At 68.8% G+C, this 16,553-nt stretch carries 18 protein-coding genes and 4 pseudogenes; 8 read left to right on the forward strand and 14 right to left on the reverse strand.

Annotation, left to right across the window (positions count from 1 at the left end; translation table 11 throughout):
• Positions 1–84: 84 nt before the first annotated feature.
• The 4 genes and pseudogenes from ACFYPS_RS31895 (at position 85) to ACFYPS_RS31910 (ending at position 1,292) form a co-directional block, all read left to right on the forward strand.
• Positions 85–219 (forward strand): hypothetical protein, encoded by a 135-nt coding sequence (locus ACFYPS_RS31895; RefSeq protein WP_354967855.1) that lies wholly within the window; start codon positions 85–87, stop codon positions 217–219.
• A gap of 1 nt (position 220) precedes the next feature.
• A pseudogene (locus ACFYPS_RS31900) lies at positions 221–529 on the forward strand (IS5/IS1182 family transposase); the annotation flags it as partial.
• An 11-nt stretch (positions 530–540) separates the two neighbouring features.
• On the forward strand, positions 541–798 hold the full coding sequence (locus ACFYPS_RS31905; RefSeq protein ID WP_354967856.1) for a hypothetical protein: 258 nt from the start codon (positions 541–543) through the stop codon (positions 796–798).
• Positions 774–1,292 (forward strand): hypothetical protein, encoded by a 519-nt coding sequence (locus tag ACFYPS_RS31910; protein WP_387329371.1) that lies wholly within the window; start codon positions 774–776, stop codon positions 1,290–1,292. Before ACFYPS_RS31905 ends, ACFYPS_RS31910 begins: the two co-directional genes overlap by 25 nt.
• Positions 1,293–1,424: 132 nt before the next feature.
• Here the strand turns inward: ACFYPS_RS31910 and ACFYPS_RS31915 are convergent, their stop codons facing one another.
• On the reverse strand, positions 1,425–1,907 hold the full coding sequence (locus ACFYPS_RS31915; protein ID WP_387329407.1) for a transposase: 483 nt from the start codon (positions 1,905–1,907) through the stop codon (positions 1,425–1,427).
• Between the two features lie 57 nt (positions 1,908–1,964).
• On the opposite strand from ACFYPS_RS31915, the pseudogene ACFYPS_RS31920 reads away from it, so the two are divergent.
• Together ACFYPS_RS31920 and ACFYPS_RS31925 are read left to right on the forward strand one after the other, a co-directional pair.
• Positions 1,965–2,117 (forward strand): annotated as a pseudogene (locus ACFYPS_RS31920) (hypothetical protein); the annotation flags it as partial.
• Positions 2,118–2,266: 149 nt separating this feature from the next.
• Positions 2,267–2,713: a class I SAM-dependent DNA methyltransferase gene (locus ACFYPS_RS31925; protein ID WP_387329374.1), complete on the forward strand. Its 447-nt coding sequence runs from the start codon at positions 2,267–2,269 to the stop codon at positions 2,711–2,713.
• A gap of 239 nt (positions 2,714–2,952) precedes the next feature.
• On the opposite strand, the gene ACFYPS_RS31930 is transcribed toward ACFYPS_RS31925, so the two are convergent.
• From ACFYPS_RS31930 to ACFYPS_RS31950, 5 genes are all read right to left on the reverse strand, one after another.
• Entirely contained in the window at positions 2,953–3,864 is a 912-nt protein-coding gene (locus tag ACFYPS_RS31930; protein ID WP_387329376.1) for an NADP-dependent oxidoreductase, read from the reverse strand.
• A 44-nt stretch (positions 3,865–3,908) separates the two neighbouring features.
• Positions 3,909–4,289, reverse strand: a complete 381-nt coding sequence (locus ACFYPS_RS31935) for an MmcQ/YjbR family DNA-binding protein (RefSeq protein WP_354967861.1) — start codon at positions 4,287–4,289, stop codon at positions 3,909–3,911.
• Positions 4,290–4,334: 45 nt separating this feature from the next.
• Positions 4,335–4,982: a nitroreductase family protein gene (locus ACFYPS_RS31940; protein WP_354967862.1), complete on the reverse strand. Its 648-nt coding sequence runs from the start codon at positions 4,980–4,982 to the stop codon at positions 4,335–4,337.
• A gap of 61 nt (positions 4,983–5,043) precedes the next feature.
• Positions 5,044–5,865, reverse strand: coding sequence for an isocitrate lyase/phosphoenolpyruvate mutase family protein (locus ACFYPS_RS31945; protein ID WP_387329381.1), 822 nt, complete (start codon positions 5,863–5,865; stop codon positions 5,044–5,046).
• An 80-nt stretch (positions 5,866–5,945) separates the two neighbouring features.
• On the reverse strand, positions 5,946–6,479 hold the full coding sequence (locus tag ACFYPS_RS31950) for a carboxymuconolactone decarboxylase family protein (protein ID WP_387329384.1): 534 nt from the start codon (positions 6,477–6,479) through the stop codon (positions 5,946–5,948).
• 138 nt (positions 6,480–6,617) lie between these two features.
• Between ACFYPS_RS31950 and ACFYPS_RS31955 the strand changes: the two genes are divergently transcribed.
• A complete protein-coding gene (locus tag ACFYPS_RS31955) occupies positions 6,618–7,253 on the forward strand; it encodes a TetR/AcrR family transcriptional regulator (protein WP_387329386.1) in 636 nt (211 codons plus the stop codon).
• A gap of 68 nt (positions 7,254–7,321) precedes the next feature.
• Here ACFYPS_RS31955 and ACFYPS_RS31960 read toward each other — a convergent pair.
• The 4 genes and pseudogenes from ACFYPS_RS31960 to ACFYPS_RS31975 form a co-directional block, all read right to left on the reverse strand.
• Positions 7,322–7,564 (reverse strand): annotated as a pseudogene (locus ACFYPS_RS31960) (hypothetical protein); the annotation flags it as partial.
• A gap of 83 nt (positions 7,565–7,647) precedes the next feature.
• Positions 7,648–8,151 (reverse strand): hypothetical protein, encoded by a 504-nt coding sequence (locus ACFYPS_RS31965; RefSeq protein ID WP_354967865.1) that lies wholly within the window; start codon positions 8,149–8,151, stop codon positions 7,648–7,650.
• 63 nt (positions 8,152–8,214) lie between these two features.
• Positions 8,215–8,397 (reverse strand): hypothetical protein, encoded by a 183-nt coding sequence (locus ACFYPS_RS31970; protein WP_354967866.1) that lies wholly within the window; start codon positions 8,395–8,397, stop codon positions 8,215–8,217.
• A gap of 311 nt (positions 8,398–8,708) precedes the next feature.
• A complete protein-coding gene (locus ACFYPS_RS31975) occupies positions 8,709–9,707 on the reverse strand; it encodes a hypothetical protein (protein WP_387329390.1) in 999 nt (332 codons plus the stop codon).
• 399 nt (positions 9,708–10,106) lie between these two features.
• Here ACFYPS_RS31975 and ACFYPS_RS31980 point away from each other — a divergent pair, with 399 nt between their 5' ends.
• The gene (locus ACFYPS_RS31980; protein ID WP_387329392.1) at positions 10,107–14,177 is read left to right on the forward strand and encodes a carboxypeptidase regulatory-like domain-containing protein; all 4,071 of its coding nucleotides are present in this window, start codon (positions 10,107–10,109) and stop codon (positions 14,175–14,177) included.
• An 82-nt stretch (positions 14,178–14,259) separates the two neighbouring features.
• On the opposite strand, the gene ACFYPS_RS31985 is transcribed toward ACFYPS_RS31980, so the two are convergent.
• From ACFYPS_RS31985 to ACFYPS_RS32000, 4 genes and pseudogenes are all read right to left on the reverse strand, one after another.
• Entirely contained in the window at positions 14,260–14,709 is a 450-nt protein-coding gene (locus ACFYPS_RS31985) for a hypothetical protein (protein WP_387329395.1), read from the reverse strand.
• Positions 14,710–15,094: 385 nt separating this feature from the next.
• The gene (locus tag ACFYPS_RS31990; protein ID WP_387329398.1) at positions 15,095–15,412 is read right to left on the reverse strand and encodes a hypothetical protein; all 318 of its coding nucleotides are present in this window, start codon (positions 15,410–15,412) and stop codon (positions 15,095–15,097) included.
• A gap of 65 nt (positions 15,413–15,477) precedes the next feature.
• Positions 15,478–16,033, reverse strand: a pseudogene (locus tag ACFYPS_RS31995) (transposase family protein); the annotation flags it as partial.
• An 89-nt stretch (positions 16,034–16,122) separates the two neighbouring features.
• The coding region (locus ACFYPS_RS32000) for a transposase (protein WP_387329401.1) at positions 16,123–16,553 on the reverse strand (431 nt) is incomplete at its 5' end.

Genomic DNA, 16,553 nt, shown 5'->3' on the forward strand with positions numbered 1-16,553 from the left:
GCGCACTCACCGGACCAGGTGACCCGGCAGCAGGTGTGCCCGCGCCGTCGCCGGGTACCCCGACGACCGGACAAGGAGGCGTCGATGACCCAGGAAGCACCGGACCACTTCCGGCCGGAGGGCGGCATGGTGCTCACCCAGCTGCTGATCGTCCGGGACGTGGACCGGTCCCGTGAGAGGGTGGTTCGGTTGCTTATGCCCATTGTGGGCTTGGCTTGACGCGTCGGTCACGGACAACGCGATCGGCGTGGGACTGCTGGACTCCGTCCTCGCGCACACCCCTTCGGTGACCAAAGGCATGGGTGGACGCCGGGTTTAGAGACGACGTCGCGATCCACGGCGCCGTGCGCGGTATCGACGTCGAGCAGGTCAACGCAGCGACATGGCGGCCGGGTTCGTGCCGGTCAAGCGCAAGAGCCGACCCGCCTCGGCGGTGTCTCGCACCTGGTGGGCGTCCACAGCGAACCTGATCCGCCGGCTGACCGGCACCACTACCGCGTCCTGGCGCGACCCAGACCACCAGCGGTGACCCGGCCCTCGGTGCTGGACCTGCTCACCGAAGGCGAGACCGCCGCCGGCATGACGGCCGAACGGCTCCGTGAACAGATCGCCACGCTCACCGAGCAGCTCACCGCGGCCGGGACCGAGCTGGCCGAACTCGCCATCACCCGCAAGACGCTGCTGCGCCTGACCGGCCACGCCGTGTACCGTGCCAAAACTCATCGCACCTGGTGTGAGCTGATGTTTCGCGTCCCTGGCACAGGATGGGGGGCGTGTTGGTTCGGTTGCTGTACTTGAGCGCGGTGCGCGTGTTCGGCTGGCTGCGGCAGGCCACGCGGAGCGAGGCCGCGATGGTCGCGGAACTGCTGGTGCTGCGCCACGAGGTTGCTGTACTGCGACGCCAGATCGGCCGGCCGCGGCTGTCGTGGCCGGAACGCGCGGTGTTGTCCGCGCTGGTCCGGGCCCTGCCACGAGAACCGTGGAAGCACCGCTTCGTCACCCCGGCGACTCTGTTGGCCTGGCATCGCCGACTGGTCCGCCGACGCTGGACCTATCCGAACCAGCAGGGACGGCCACGGGTCAGCGACGAGATCCGTGACCTGGTGCTGCGCCTGGCCCGGGAGAATCCCGGCTGGGGGCACCGGCGCATCCAAGGCGCCTCATCCCGCCGCCGTCGCCGCCGCAGCGAGCGCCAAGACGACCGCAACCGGATGGTCCCAGCCCGGCGACGACCGTTTTCCGAGGCCCCGCTCCTTCATGCCATCAAGAGGCGGCGAGGAGTGGTGTTCTAGGCTGGGGTTCGGCGGGTCCGGGAAGTGACTGTTCCGAAGTGTTGACCCTGGGGTTCGGGTCAGCCGCGCTGGATTGAAGAGTCGCCCCCACGTGTCCTCCCGGGCCCGTCTCGGCTTTCTTGGCGTCTTTGATCATTTGCTTGTAGACGATGTCGGACAACCGTCGCTTGAGTGCGCGCATGGCCTCCATCGGTGTTTGCCGGCGGCGAGTTTGCGCCGGTAGTGGGCACGGCCTTCGGTGTCGTGGCGTAGCTGGACGACGGCCATGATGTGCAAGGCACGGTTGATGCGCCGGTTCCCGGCCCGGGACAGGCGGTGGCGCCGCTGGTCACCGGACGACGCGTCCAGGGGTGCGGTGCCGTTCCAGGACGCGAGGTGCCCGCGGGTGGCGAATCGGCTGATGTCGCCGATGTCGCCGATCAGGCGGGCGGCGCCGGAGGGGCCGATGCCGTTGAGGTCCTGCAGGCTGCTGCCGGTGGTCTCGACGAGCTCGGTCAGTTCCTTGTTTGCGGCCTTGATCTTCTTGTCGACCTGGACCAGTTCGGTGATCAGCTCGGACGCGAGCCGGCGGCGGGTGCGCCCGACCAGACCACGCGGCCGGACCGTGTTGAGCAGGGCCCGGGCCTGATCCTGCGACGCCTCGACTGCATCCTTGAGCCCGACCGGGAGGCGGTGCGCGCGCTGGCGGCGAAGTACGCTAACCCGAACCGGCTCAAGATCGAGGTCAAGAAGGCGACCGGCAGGCCGTTCTACAACACCTCGAACTACTCCTTCGCCAATCTGCTGGCTGACGCCGATGGGCTGGCGGACAACCTGGCCGACTACATCGACCGGTTTTCGCCCGATGTCGACGTGTTCCAGTACTTCGACTTCAAGAAGGAGATCCTCGCCCTGGACAAGGCGGGCTCCTGCGCGAGGTCATCACGTCCTTCAAGGCCGTCGACCTGCATCCGGACGTCGTTTCCAACGCCGACATGGGAGATGCGTTCGAGTACATCATCCGCAAGTTCAACGAGGCAGCGAACGAGACCTCCGGTGACCACTACACCCCGCGGGACCCGATCCGGCTGCTGGTCGACCTCCTTTTCGCCGAGAAGGACGCCGACCTCACCGAGGCCGGCATCGTCCGCACGCCGTACGACCCCACCGCAGGCACCGGCGGCATCCTCGCCCTGGCCGAGGAGCACCTGCTCGCACAGAACCCCGACGCGAAACTGAGCCTGTGCGGGCAGGATTACAACTCGCAGTCATACGTAATCTGCAAGTCCGACCTACTGGCCAAGGGCCACGACAAGGCCAACATCCAGGGCCTCGGCAAGATCGGCCCGCTACGCCACGCCGGACAAACCGACATCGCCAAAGCCCTACGCCACAGCGCCCGAAATCACCGCAGACCTCTGCCACTCCTTGGCATCACGTGACCAAACCGAGAAATCCCTACCTTGATCTTGCGGAGGCCCTGAAGGGGCGACCGCACCTGGACTATATGCATGATTCCGTCGAGACGTTCCAGGTCGGCCAGCACGTGTAGCCCGGTGATGCGGTCGCCGTCGATGGTCAGGGGCAGGGAGAAGGGCGGTGTGTCACGAAGGCGCTGGCCCCACATGACGCACGAACACCATCATTTCGGACGATCTGCAACGTGCTTCGACCGCGGACGTCAGAACTCGAGGACGTACTTGACCCCACCAGAGCGGCCGCCCGCGACCTGGTCCGCGATCGCGGCGCCGTCCTTGATTGGTGTCGTCTGGACGTCAAATCTCAGTTCGCCGGAGGCGGCGAGTGCCGCGAGTTCGCCGAGTGCACGTCCGTCGGGCTGCACGTAGAGGTCCGAGGTGGTGATTCCGCGAATCGGGTCGGGTGCGTCCGAGGTGATGGAGGTGAGGCGGCCTCCGTCGGTGAGCAGTCCGATCGCGTCCTCGGCGGTGCCTGTCGCGGCGATGAGGACGGCGTCGAATCGGCGGTCGCTCTTCTGCGCCCAACCGTCAGCGTGGGTGTCGATGACCTCGCTGGCGCCGAGGGCGCGGAGCTGATCGGCGCGGGCCGGCCCGGCACCGGCGACGATGTCGGCGCCCCGGAGGTGGGCGAGTTGCACGGCCAGTGACGCGGTGGGGCCGGACGCTCCGACGACGAGCAGGCGGGTGGTGGCGTCGACCTGGAGCTCGTCGAGGGCCTGCTGGGCGGTGAGCCCGGCGACCGGGAGTGCCGCCGCAATCTCCGGAGCCAGGTTCTCGGGCAGTCGTGCGACGTGCGCGGAACGGACTAGGACGCGCTCTGCCCAGGTGCCGCTGCCGCCTGGCAGGGGCGCCTCGTGGACCAGCACGAGGTCTCCCGTGCGGACTTCGGTCTCGTCCGGGCCGGTCGCGGTGACGCGGCCGACGGCTTCGACGCCCAGAGCTGCGGGCGGAACGAGGCCGACGTCCCATCCGCCCGTGTGAAGCAGGGCGTCCCACGGCCCGATCCCTGCCGCGACCACCTCCAGGACGAGCTCGCCCGCTTCAGGCTGGCGGGGGTTCGGAAGGTCGAGGATCTCCAGATCGCCGTTGGCGGCTCGAACACCGAGTCCGATCATGGTTCTTCCTTCTGTGTTGATTCTGTTCGTGCGTGTTTCGGGTTTCAGGCGGCCCGGTTCGTGCTCGGGTCCACGGGCCGCTTGGATTTCGGGAGTTTGTCGACCACGAGCCGGTAGGAGTCGGTGACGAGTTCCTTCACCAGGTTCTCGTCGAGGCTGGGCCCCCCTGCTGCCGTGATCCAGTGCTTCTTGTCCATGTGGTAGCCGGTCGTGATCTCTGCGTACTGCTCGCGCAGCCCAACGGCCTCGTCCGGATCGGCCTTCAGGATCACGACGGGGTGTCCCGGCATGTCGGTCATGAGCATGAAGACCTTGCCGCCCACCTTGTACAGCTCCCAATTCGGGCCGACACGGTGCTCGAACGTCACGTCCGGCAGCTCTGTCGCGTACTCGTTCGCGACCTTCTGGAGTTCCTGTCCGTCCATAGCTGATCAACTCCTCTAGCGATCGGTTCGCCCGGGCCGGGCCGCTCAGGCGAAGGTGAACAGGCGCTCGGGCTCGAACCGCGACACCGGGGTCTTGTACTGCTTCGCCTCGTCGGGGTAGCCGAGCGCGAGCAGCACGGTGGTGGTGTATCCGGTCGCGCGGATGTTGAAGGCCTTGTCCACGCTGATCGGGTCGAAGCCTTCGAGCGGCATGGCCTCGACGCCGAGCTCGGCGGCTGCCATCATCGTCAGACCCATCACCATGTAGGTCTGCTTCTCCATCCAGTGGTAGGTGTCCTTGTAGCTGTATTTGCGCAGGCTCAGGAAGTCACGGGTCATCGATTCCCACCGCTCCTGCTTGGCGTCATCTGCGAACCGGCCGTCGGCCCGCTCCTTGGCGAACACCGCTTCGAGGTGGTGCTCGGGCACATCGGCCCGAGTGGTGAGGATGATGGTGTGCGAGGCGTTGAGGATCTTCTCGGCGTTGTCCTGGAACCGCTCGCCGAGGTTGGCGGCCAGCCGCTCCTTGCCCTCCTGAGTGGACACGACGTAGAAGTGATTCGGCTGGATGTTCGTCGACGTGGGAGCCGAGCGCAGGAACCTCAGCAGCTGCTGAAGAGTCTCATCCGGGATCGTCTTGCTGCCGTCGAAATACCGGCTGAGGTGCTTGCTCATGAGCTTGTCGAGATCCATGTCATCGTGCTTTCTGTGCGTGATGAGTTGAGGGGTTGTAGATGGTGAAAGTCGGATACGGCTAGGGTTTGCGGGCGAGGAGTTTGCCCACCCGGTCGAAGCTGATGCCTGTCGTGGCCGAGGCGATGTCGCCGGCCTTGAGCGCCGTGGCCGCCTGTTCGAGAGCACCCATCGCATGCGTGTAGAGCGCGGGGCCCAGGCTGATGCGCTTGACCCCGGCCTTCTGCAGTTCAGAGACGGTCAGCACCTGGTCCGCCGGTGAGATGAGAACGTTCACGGGTGTCGGCGCGACGGCGGTGACGATCGCGACCAGGGACTCGAGGTCGGGCGGGAACGGCGCGTAGAGCACGTCGGCGCCGACCTCGGCGAAGGCCGTCAGCCGTCGGATGGTGTCATCGAGGTCAGGCCGCCCCTGGATGAAGTTGTCGGTGCGAGCGGTGACGACGATGCGTCGCTTCGCCGCGGCGACCGCACTGCGAACCCGGCCTACCGCGTCGTCGAAGTCGCGGATCGGGTCATCGGGATTCCCGGTGGTGTCCTCGATCCCGATGCCGGCCAGCGCGTGCGCGACGGCACTGTCCACAGTCACGGCGACGTCCTCGGCGGTGACGCCGTAGCCGTCCTCGAAGTCACCGTTGACGGGCAACCCCGTGAGCCGGCCGAGCAGCTGTGCGTGGTCGAGATGCTCGTCGCGGGTGATGCTGTGGCGTCCGTCGATGCGGCCGAGCGCGGCCGCCAGGGCCGCCGACGACGTGCCGATGGCCTCGAAGCCGGCATCCGCCAGGACCAATGCCGACACGCCATCCCAGGCGTTCGGCATGACGAGGCCCCCTTCTCGGGTGTGCAGTGCCATGAACTTCTCATAGAGCTCAGAACCGGGCATGTCGTTCCTTTCCAGTGCGGTCGATCAGGGCGAGGGTTCGACCGGTCAGGCCGCTGTTCTCGCGAGTTTGGTAAGCGCTCTCATGCGAGGTCGGGGGTCGGGATGTCGACGTCGGTCAGGTTCACGTTGTTGAGGTAGTTCGTCAGCAGTGCCCGGACGACCAGCGTGACGATCGCCAAGATCTGTGGATCGGTGTACCCGGCACCCTGGACGGCCGCGAGGTCGGCATCACTGACCCGTCCGCGCGTCTCGATCACCTGCTGGGCGAAGCGAGCCACCGCAGCCCGCTTCGGATCGACCGAGCTTCCCGCCCGCGCCAGCTCGATGTCCTCCACGGACATGCCGCCCTTCACGGACCCGGCCGTGTGCAGCGCCAGGCAGTAGTCGCAGCCATCGGCTTCGGACACGGCCAGCGCGATCGTGTGGCGCGTCCTCGCGTCCAGGAGCCTGCTCGCTTTCGTCTGCACCGTCATGACGAGATCGAGGACGGTCGGGTTCGACGCGAGCATGGTGAACATATTCGGTACGAAGCCGAACTGCGCTTCGACCTGGTCAAGCGTGCCCCGCACGTCGGCGGAGGGCTCATCGGCAGGAAGAACGTTCAGGCGTGACATGGGAAATCCCACTCCGGTCCAGGTGGGTGGTGGTCGGTAACCGACCTTGGTCAAGTTTTGGGCTGCGTAGCCCACTCCGTAGATACAACACTACACACGACTGGGCTGTCAAGCCCACTCTTGCTAAGATGATGAATCATGAAGTCCACGACGGCAGCGCCAGAGCCTCGCCAGCTCACCGAGAAGGGGCAGGCGACGCGTGCCCGGATACTGGAGCACGCCGCCGCGCTCATCTACGCCGAGGGCGTCCACGCCACGAACAACGACAAGCTCCGGCGCGCCACCGGCGTCAGCGGGTCGCAGATCAACCACTACTTCCCGACCAAGGAGAGCCTCGTCCTGGCGGTGATCGAATGGCAGGCTGAACGCGTCCTCGGGCTCCATCACAGCGAACAGTTCGACGGCTTCGAGAGCCTCGAGGGGTTTCGGAAGTGGGCAGCGTTCTATATCGGGTATGAACGCGCCTACCACGAAGGCTGCAGCCTCGGGTCGCTCGCCAGCGAGATCATCAAGACCGACCTCGACGTTCACGATGAGCTTGCGGATGCGTTCGCTAAGTGGCGAGAGATCTTCCGCGACGCGCTCCTCCGCCTGCAGCGGCAGGGCCGTCTGAGCAACGAGGCCGACCCCGAGCGGCTCGCGAGCCTGCTCCTCGCCGCGTTCCAGGGCGGCATGCTCCTCGCACAAGTCGCCCGGGGCATCTCCCCCCTCAGGGAGGCCCTGGAAGCCGCTCTCGACTACATCGAGACCTTCGCTAACCCACACGACACATAGGCAGTTGGAACCGAATCCGCCGCTCGAGTTCCCTAGTGCCGTGACCACGAACGTTCAGGGTGTTGGGGTCAGGCTGCGCGGGTGGTGGGTTGGCCCCATCGTCGTTGGCGTTCGCTGCGGATGCGGGCGCGTTCTCGGCGTTGGGCGGCCAGGACGTCGGGGTGGCGGGCGTTGGCGTTGCGCCGGCGCAGGTAGGCCTGCAGTTTCCGGGTCAGCGCCGGGTGGTTGGGGTGGTTGGAGCCGGCGATGACGAAGGTGCGCAGTGGCCCGAACTGGGCCTCGATCGGGTTGGCCCAGGAGGCGGCAGTTGGTCGACGAGTTGAACCGATACTTGCACGCAGCGGCGCCCGGTGCTTCGGCTGCACCTGGCCGACGATCGGCGGGCAGCAGGCGGTCAGCCTTCCCGGTAGGCGGGCAGCCCGAGCGCGGTGCGGACTTTGCCGGCCTCCCTGGCTCCGCTGTGCGCCGCTGCTGCGCGGATCTCCCGCATCAGCACGTCGGCGTCCGCCGCCTCGCCGGCTCGCCGCCAATGCCGTAACGCGACGTCGTTCTCTTTGAGGAGTGCGCCCATCGGCGCCCGGACCTCTGCCGGCCAGACCGTCTCGCGTAGCTCAACCGCGTGTGCTGCGTTGGTCCGGGCCACGTCGGCGGCCAGCGTGCGGACCGTCCGCCACGGCTTCCCGGCGTTGACCGCGTCCTCCAGCTCTTCCAACGCGGTGTTGTACGGCGCCACGATCGCCAGATAGCGGTTCTTCGCCTCAGTAGGCGTCAGCGTGGCCGGGGTGGTCGGCGCGGCGCTCTGCCAAACCGGCGGTGGAGCCTGCGGGTCGACCTGTTCGCCTCCACCGCACCCTGTGAGCAGCACGATCAGGGTCAAGGTGGCCGTCCAGCGACGCACGGAAACTTCCCATCTGTCGAGGTCCGAGATACCGGGAGTCTAGGGGCGCGCCTGCGCGGGCGACTACCCAGCGACGGCGGCGCCGCCGGTGGGAAGTTGAACGCGGATCCGTTCACCGGCAACCGGGACGCCTTCGGCGGCGGTAACCCGATCAGCAACGTCGAGGTGGATGGCCATTTCTTCAACATCACGGGCATCGTCAAGATGGCGGAACTCCTCGGGCCCGGTCGGTCGCCCGAGTGTCACCGGCATGATGCTAGGTCGACATGACGTCATGATCCCATGGGTCTCCAGCCATCCATTCGGCTGCCGCCGCCGCAGACACGACCGCTTCCGCCGTGACGTGCGCGGAATGCGGCCAAGTCCACCACGGTGGGGTCACTCGCAACGACGCGGCGAGCTGTGCTGGTGCCTGCATGGTGCATGCCCGGCCACGATGGCCTGGTCGTCGGCTACGCCACCCCGCCAGACCAGGGTTACGGACCGGCGCTGGAAGCGCTGTGCCCGATTCTCCCTCCGGTGTCCTGACCTTTTGCATTCCTACCCTCGGATCCGTGTCAGAGCAGGCCGCGCTGGACCGCGCGGACACCGGCCTGGAACCGGCCGGTGGCGTCGAGTTCGTCGAGCAGCTCGGCGATCCGGCGGCGGACCGTCCGGGGGCTCACCCCGAGGTGGCGGGCGATCGACTCGTCCTTCACCCCCGCGTTGAGCAGGTCGATGAGTTCGCTCGTGTCGGCGTCGTGCGTCGCCGTGGCGCCCTGGCGGCCCGACCCGAAGCGGATGGGGCTGGCGTGCGTCCACAGTTGCTCGAAGATGGCCTGGAGACCGTCGGTCAGCGCCGAACGCGCCGCCACGACCGAGAGGGTCTCCGGCGCGGTCTCTTCGCCGGCGAGGAGCACCACGGCGGTCTCCCGGTCGACCACCAGCAGCTTCATGGGCACCTGCGGCAGTGTCCGAGCCTCCTCGCCGTTGTCGACCATCCACTGGATACGGGCGACCAGCGCCGGCTCATCGAGGACCTGGCTGGCATACAGCGAGCGGAACCGGACTCCTCGGCGGAGTAGACCGAGTTCGGCGTCACTGATGGGCGTGCTGTTCGGCGCGACGTACGGCGGGGTGTCGATCCCGACCACCTCCATCCTCGCCGAGCCGAGCAGGTCGTGAATGCGGCTCGCGGTCGCCGTACGCCCCTCGACCACCTCGAAGAGTCGTCGTGGTTCGGTGCGCATCAGGCCGGCGGCGAAGACCCGGGACAGCTCGTACGACGCGGCCTCGAGCCGGTCCAGGGCATGTCGGCGTTCCCGCACCAGCGCGGCCAGGCCGGCGAGGGGGTCCACCGCCTGGTAGCGGCCGTCGGTCCCGGCGTCGTGGCGTATCAGGCCCAACGAGGCCAGACGGTCCAGCGCGGCGCGTACATGCGCGGCCGAACACATCAGCGCGTCGGCGTGGGACTCGGCGTCGGCCCTGGGATCGAGCAGGAGCCGTCGGTACACCTGTTGGTCCAGGTCGGACAGCCCGACCAGGTCCCACGCTCCCCGCTCACCGTTGTCCGTCACGGCCCGAGCATAGGCCCGTGCGTCCGGAACGGGCATCTGGCCGAATCGGGCACCGTCGGGCGTCATCACGCTGTTATTGTCTCGCCGCCGGTGATCTAGGTGCATGGAAAGCATGTGGGATCCCCTCGTGACGACGCGTGACGACCGTGACGCTCGGTGCCGGCACGATTGAGGAGGAGCAATCATGTCGCGTCGTCTGTTACGCGCGCTCGCGGTAACCGCCATAGCTGTCAGCACACTGGTCGCCCAAGGTTTTCCCGGTGCCATGGGCGTGGCCCACGCGGCTCCCCTGACCACGGCATCCATAGGTCTCGCCACCACCGCGACCGGCCCTGGCCCGTCCAGCGATTGGCGGGTCGAGCGAGTGTGCAGCGGGCCGGTGCGGGCGGGGTACGCACAGTGCCATTCGATCCGCCGCACCCCGCCCCGGCGTCGACGCAGCCGTCGCCATCGACGTCCAGGCAGGCCGGCGCCGCCGAGACGGTCTACGGGTACGGTCCGGCCGACCTCGCCTCGGCGTACAACCTCCCTGCCGCGGCGGGTGACGGCGTCACCGTCGCGGTCGTGGCCGCCTTCGACAACCCGACGGCCGAGGCCGACCTCGGGGTCTATCGGGAACACTGGGGCCTGCCCCCGTGCACCACCGACAACGGCTGCTTCAAGAAGATCGACCAGCGCGGCGGCCAAAACCTCCCCATACCGGACGAATCGTGGGCCGGGGAGATTTCGCTCGACCTCGACACCGTGTCGGCGGTGTGCCCGCGCTGCCACCTCCTGTTGGTCGAGGCCGACACCAACTCGGCCGAAGACCTGGGCCAGGCCGTCGACCAGGCCGTCGCCAGTGGCGCGCACGTGGTGTCGAACTCCTACGGCGGTCCCGAGGACGCCGACCTGAGCGCCACCTACGGGAAGCACTACCGGCACCCGGGGGTAGCGATCGTGGCGTCCTCCGGCGACAGCGGGTACGGCATGTCCTTTCCCGCCTCGTCGCCGCACGTGACGGCCGTCGGCGGCACCTCGCTCACCCGTGACGACACCACCAGCCGCGGCTGGACCGAGCAGGTGTGGAACAACTACTCCGGGGCGCCGGGCAGCGGATGTTCCGTGGTGGAATCGAAGCCCTACTTCCAGGCCGATCCCGGATGCGACGGCCGCACCGTCGCCGACGTGTCCGCCCTCGCCGACCTGCTCAACGGCCTGGCCGTCTACCAGACCTTCGGCGGCTACGGCTGGGCGCAGTACGGGGGCACGAGCCTCGCCGCCCCAATCATCGCCGGCGTGTACGCACTCGCCGGTCGGACGCCGGCCGGCGACATGCCGAACTGGTACCCCTACGCCGCGCCGGCCGGCAGCCTCAACGACATCACCACGGGCAGGAACGGCACCTGCGACCCGGCGGCGGCGTACCTGTGCACCGCCGGTGAGGGGTTCGACGGCCCGACGGGCCTCGGGACCCCGAACGGTGTCTCCGCGTTCCGGGCACCCGGCCCCCACGGCCGTGTCGCGGGCACCGTGACCGACGCGAGCAGCCACGCGCCGGTCGCGAACGCCACCGTCACGGTGAGCGGCGGCGGTCACAGCGTCACCGCCACCACTGATGCCGCCGGACGGTACTACGTCACCGAACCCGTCGGCACGTTCACCGTGGCGGTCGCCGCGTTCGGCTACGTCGACGTGACCCGTAGCGTCGAGGTCACCGACGGGCAAACATCCACGGTGGACCTCGCGCTGCACGCCCAGCCGCTGGTCACGCTCTCCGGCACGGTGAAAGACGGTTCCGGGCACGGCTGGCCGCTGTACGCCACGGTGTCCGCACCCGGCACGCCACTGCCAGCCGTGCGCACCGATCCCTTCACCGGCCGCTACCGCATGCGGGTGCCCGTACAGTCCGCCCTGACCCTGCGAGTACGGGCCGAGCCAGCCGGATACCGGACCGCCGACGCGCAGGTCACCATCGACGCCACCAACGTCGGTCGGGACATCGCGGTGCCCGTGGACGACGAGATCTGCAAGGCCGCCGGCTATCACCACAACTACGCCGGCATGCCCGCCCAACCGTTCGAATCCACCGACGTGCCGGAGGGCTGGCGTGCCGACAACGCGACCGAGAACGGCGGGTGGGAGTTCAACCGGGGCACGGTGATCCCGCGTACCAACGAGACGACGGGCAGCGGAAACTTCGCCCTCATCGACACCCAGTTCCAGAACCGCAAGGACACCACGCTCACCACACCGCCGGTCGACCTGACCGACGTCGACCATCCCGTCGTCGGGCTGCGCACCCGCTTCGTCGGGTACCTGCCGACGCAGTCGGCCGACGTGGGCGTGTCCATCGACGGCGGCGCCACCTGGTCGACGATCTGGAAGCAGGACGGGCTGGCCATCATCAACGGGCCGCTGTCTCTGCCGATCCCGCAGGCGGCCAACCGCCGCGGGGTGCTGGTGCGGTTCCACTACGCCGGGCAGTTCGCCCGCTACTGGGAACTCGACGACGTCTACGTCGGCAGGCGTACCTGCGACCCGCTGGCCGGCGGGATCGTCGCCGGACGGGTCCTCGACGCGACCACCGGCGACGGCGTCAACGGGGCCACGGTGGCGGCGGTCGCCCACCCGGACGCGCAGGCCAGGTCGGTGGCCACGCCCGACGACGACAACGTCGGCGACGGCTACTTCGCCCTGTTCGCGCCGGGCGACGGTGACCAGCAGTTCACCGCGTCGGCGCGCAACCGGGTCAGCCTCACCCGGTCGGTGCACGTCGCAACCAACGCGGCCACCAGGGCCGACTTCTCGCTGGCCGCCGCGGCGCTCACCGTCAGCCCGGCGACGGTGACGCGGAACGTGCGGCTCGGCGAGAGTGGGCAGGCGAAGTTCACCGTCACCAACTCCGGGTCGGCGGAAGCGCATGTCTCCCTCGTGGAGCAGCCCGGCGGCTTCACCCCGATCGGCGCACCGCCCGCCGCCGCAGCGGCGGTTCCGGTGCGACGGGTCCCCGGCGTCGCCTCCGGCGGCCGGCGCGCCGCCGACGGGCGGCTGGTCGGCGCAGCGCCGACCGTCACCTCCCCGCCGGCCATGACCGCCTCGGCAGCGTCCGGCGGTCCGGCGTGGGCGCCGCTGGCCGACTATCCGGGCGGCCCGATCATGGACAACGCGATGGCCCGCGGCGACGACGGCAAGGTCTACGTCGTCGGTGGCACGCCTGACGGGTACGGACCCACGGCGAAGGGGTACGTCTACGATCCGGTCCGGCTGCTGTGGTCGGCATTGCCGGACCTGCCGGTGCCCGTGCAGAAGCCGGTGGCGGCGTTCGTCGCCGGCCGACTCGTCGTCGCCGGCGGCTGGGGACCGCTGGACGCGGTCACCGACGTGCAGATCTACGATCCGGCGACCGGAGCGTGGACGCGCGGCGCGCCGCTGCCCGCACCGCGCGGCGCCGCCGGCAGTGCCGTGCTCGACGGCCTGCTGTACCTGGTCTCCGGCTGCGATGTCGGCGATTGCCTGACCGCCACCAACAGCGTCTTCGTGTACGACCCAGTACACGACCGGTGGAGCAGCAGGGCGAACTACCCGGCGAGCGAGGCGTTCATGTCCTGCGGCGGACTGACCGGACGGGTCATCTGCGCCGGAGGTGTCGACTTCGGGACCGGCAACGGGTCGGCCGCCGCGTACTCGTATGAGCCGCGCACGGACGCGTGGACCCGCGTGGCCGACCTGCCGACCGGCTGGTGGGGCGCGGCGTCGACGGTCGCCAACGGGCAGCTGTTGCTCAGTGGTGGCGTCGCCGGTGGCACGGGCCCGACGTCGTCCGTCACCAACGAGGGGCACGCGTACGATCCGGTGGCCAGCAAATGGCACGCCCTGCCGAACGCACCCGCGCCGTTCTACCGTGGCGCTGCTGCCTGTGGCGTCTACCGGGTCGGTGGGGCGCGGCAACACTTCGAGGCCACGTCGAGCACCCAGGAGCTGCCGGGATACGACATCTGCGGGCCGTCCGGCGACGTGCCATGGCTCTCCGAGAGCGACAGCGCCTTCACCCTTCGGCCTGGGGAGAGCAAGACCGTGACGCTCAAGCTGGACGCCGGCAACGCGTCAACCGTGGACCAGCCGGGCGACTACGGCGCCGCGCTGGCGGTCCGGGTCGACGGCCCCGTGCAGCCCGCACCGGTCCAGGTCACGATGCATGTCGATCCGCCCAAGAGGTGGGGCCGGCTGAGCGGCACGGTCAGCGGTGCCGGGTGCACCGGTTCCGTCGCGCCGCTGTCGCGCGCCACCGTCACGGTTCGGACGAAGCGCTTCACCACCACCCTGTGGACCGACGAGGCCGGCAACTGGTCGGTCTGGGTCGACAAGCGGGACAGCCCGATCACGCTGGTCTACTCCAAGGACGAATTCAGCACTTTGACAAGAAGGGTCAAGGTGCAGGCCGGTAGCACGGTCAGCACAGACGTGGTCCTGCAGCCAACTAGCTGCTGAGCTTGCGGGCACGGGTCGGCCAACGCTTCGGCGACGACCGGCCCGTGCCCGTTGGGTGTCTGCTGGGTCAAAGCGACTGTGGCTACGGTGGCTGTACCGAAGCGAGGTGTACGGATGCTGCTTCGATGATTGGGTTCCGCTTCGAGCTGGCGCGGGCAACCTCCATGTCGAACAGCCGGACCGAAGCCGGACCACGTGCGTACCGGTCCAGGTCGATGATGGTGTCGTCCACCTCGAACCCGAGCCGGACGCAGGACTGCACGCGGACCGCCGAGGCCCAGCGGCATACCGGGCGCAGGCCGATGTCCCCGGCCACCAGGCGGGACTCCTGGGCCCAGCGTAGAGCCGTGCGGGGCCGGCCCCTGACCAGCGAGACCTGGGCCAGCACGAGAGCGTGCAGCGCCTGGCTGACCGGATCGGGCGGATGCGGGCTGGTCTCGTACCCGGCCAGGGCGAGCTCGTGCGCCGACCCGGGGTCGGGACGGTAGCAGTGCACCAGTGCGAGGAACGGGGAGAGCCCACTGCTCTGCATCTGGCTCGATCTGAGGTGGCGGCGGGCCAGCGGCAACGTCTCCAGGATCAACGCCTCCGCCTCGGCGATCCGACCGGCGAGCAGCAGCGCGCACCGGCGGCGCAGCTGGCGGCGAGCCGGGACGAGATCGGCCCGGCGCAGGGTCGCCAGGGCCGGGGGTCGGGCGGTTCCGCCGCCACCGGCCCGTCCGAGCGAGGGTGCCCCGCCCCGGTCCCCGCCCGTCCGGACGCGAGTTCGTGCATGGTGCGTGCGGAGTGCACATCGTGGGCGGCGTGCACGAGGATCTCGGCGTGCTGGATCGCCACCTGGCAGCGGTCCTCCTCCGTCCCGTTGACCGCGACCCGGCCGGACGGTCCTGACCGGGTGGCACTGCTGGCAGGGCGGGTCAGCCCTGGTATGGCGGTGCCACACCCCAGCCCCACCGCGGCACGGGCGCCTCCCGCGCCGAGTTCGCGCCGGGCTGCGAGTTGCTCAGTGCGAGCCGGGTGCCCCATTCGACGTAGCCGGCGAACGCCGCCCGGAATTCGGGGTCGGCGGGCAGGTCCACCTCGTCGGCGGCGTCCATCATGAGGTTGACCCAGCGTCGGCGTTGCGGCTCAGTGATGGCCTTGCCGAGGTGGTGGTTCAGCATGGTCGGATAGCCGCCGCGCTCGGCGCTGTACGTCGCCGGGCCGCCGAACACCTCGGCCAGCCACGTCGCCACGTGCCTGGCGTGGTCGGGGTCTATGTGCGCGAATAGCGGCGCCAGCAGATCGTCGGTGACCACCAGCTGCCCCGGTAGCCGCCGTCGGCCATCACCGGCCGCCCGTTTAGCTTCTGGTCGATGCCCGAGGCGCGATAGACGATTGTGTCGTTGCGGTTGCCAGGCTGCGGGTCACCGACGGCGATGACCAGGCGGGTACTGGCGTCGATGGCGACCTGCAGGTTCGTCGAGTACCGGTAGTTCTTCCTGCGGGCGGCCAGGCGGCGGTCGCGGGTGGGGATCAGCGTGCCGCCGACGATCGCGATTTGCTCGACCGGTCGCTTCCGCACCGGCGCCAGGGCCAGCAGCGGTGCGAGGGTGTCGATGACCCGGTGGGCCGCGGAGTGCGACACCCCGAACAGCGGGCCGATCTGGCGCATCGTCAGGTTCGTGCGCCAGTAGGTGGCCACCAGCAACACCCTGCCGGCGAGGTCAAGGGCCAACTGCCGGCCCGGCCGGCCGTCGGCGATGCCGTCGCCGCCACGCTCGGCGACCAACCTGGACCAGCTTCCGGAACTGGGCGGGCTGCAGCCCCGTGAACGGGAAGATCCACGCAGACCTGGCCGCGGTGATCACCTGCACCCAGGCATCCTGCTCGACCATCCTGACCAGACAGACGCCCGGGGTTACGTGGCGTCCCTTAGTGCTCGGGTTCGTAAGTCCTTCGGGGGTTATGCGGCCAAGGCGTGTGCGGCAGGCTGGTGATCGCAGCCGGCGGGTTGTTGGAGGTTCTGCTCTTTCTGTTTGTGTCGCTCGATCCGGGCCATCAGGTCCTCGATGTCGGCCGGGGTGAATTTCCATCTGAACGGCCGGGTGGTCGCGTTGTAGCGCTGCTCGAAGGCGGTGAGTCGGTCTTCGACCTGGTCAAGGCTGGTGAAGTCGTTGGGTGTGAGCACTTTGCGCTGGACGATGGAGAAGTAGATCTCGATCTGGTTGAGCCAGGATGCGTGGACCGGTGTGTGGACCATGACCGCGTTCGGGAACCGCTTCGTGAGGCGGTCGATCGCGGCCTGGCCGCGGTGCGACGAGCCGTTGTCGACTACCCAGAACACCCTTTTCGCGGAGGCATACGGTTGCTGGGTCATGACCTGTTCGACCAGGG

It is taken from the genome of Micromonospora sp. NPDC005087 (assembly GCF_042872965.1).
Classification (GTDB): Bacteria; Actinomycetota; Actinomycetes; order Mycobacteriales; family Micromonosporaceae; genus Micromonospora.